The 1,103-nt window shown below is 59.7% G+C and carries 2 protein-coding genes; both read left to right on the forward strand.

Translation table 11 applies throughout. The annotated features are described in order from the left end of the window. Positions 1-736, forward strand: a 736-nt coding sequence (locus tag ACOCD2_RS21330) for a conjugal transfer protein TraL (protein ID WP_419589828.1), incomplete at its 5' end; no start/stop codon positions are given. After that, positions 733-1,080 (forward strand): conjugal transfer protein TraM, encoded by a 348-nt coding sequence (locus ACOCD2_RS21335; RefSeq protein WP_419626068.1) that lies wholly within the window; start codon positions 733-735, stop codon positions 1,078-1,080. The genes ACOCD2_RS21330 and ACOCD2_RS21335, both read left to right, overlap by 4 nt. The last annotated feature ends 23 nt before the right edge of the window (positions 1,081-1,103 follow it).

The raw sequence follows: 1,103 nt of genomic DNA on the forward strand, positions 1-1,103 counted from the left end.
TAATCTGATGGCGAAGGTACACATCATTCTGCAAGGAAAAGGGGGTGTAGGGAAATCAGCCATTGCGGCCATCGTTGCACAATACAAGAAAAGCATCGGGCAGGCGCCCGTCTGCATCGACACCGATCCGGTGAATGCAACGTTCGCGGGGTACAGGGCCCTCGATGTACGCCGGCTGAACATCATGGAGGACGACGAGATAAACACCAGGCATTTTGATGCCCTGGTCGAGATCATCGCCACGGCAGAGAACGATGTGATCATTGATAACGGCGCCAGTGCCTTCGTTCCCCTCTCACACTACCTGATCTCGAACCGGGTGCCGGCGCTGCTTCAGGAGATGGGGCACGAGCTGGTGGTTCATACGGTCATCACGGGGGGCCAGGCGCTGCTGGATACCGTCAGCGGCTTCGCGCAGCTCGCCAGCCAGTTTCCGGATGAATCGATCTTCGTGGTTTGGCTCAATCCCTATTGGGGGCCGATAGCACACGAAGGGAAGCGATTCGAGCAGATGAAGGCGTACACGGGCAACAGGGATCGCGTGACGGCCATTGTGACGATCCCAGACCTCAAGGGGGAGACTTACGGGCGGGACTTCGCCGAAATGCTCCAGGATCGCCAGACGTTTGAAGAGGCCCTGGAGGACAGGACCAGGACGATCATGACCCGGCAGCGCCTCAAGCTGGTGAAGTCGCAATTGTTCGACGCGCTGGAAAATGCAGCGGTGATGTCATGACCGACAGGATCGGGGCGACGATAAAGGAGATCGCGGCAAAGCACGGCATCGCCGTGAGCCGCGACGATCCGATCCTGATCCTTCAGACGATCAATGACCGTCTGATGAAGGACAGTGCGCAGGCGCAGGAAGCGTTGATCGATCGCTTCAGGGAGGAGCTGGAGGCGCTTGCGCATCGGTGGAGCGAGGACGCGAAGGCCCGTGCGGAAAGCGTGCTGAATGTGACCCTGGCAGCCAGCAAGGACGCCATGGTCAGGGGCATGGAAGATGGTGCCCAGGCAGCGGTCGACCAGGTGCGGGCGGGAGTCGGGCCGGTAATCAAATACTACCCGCAGAGCGGGTAGTATGATGAAAGCCCCCAGAGGGG

The organism is Thiolapillus sp. (assembly GCF_048562965.1).
Taxonomy (GTDB): Bacteria; Pseudomonadota; Gammaproteobacteria; order Chromatiales; family Chromatiaceae; genus Thiolapillus; species Thiolapillus brandeum_A.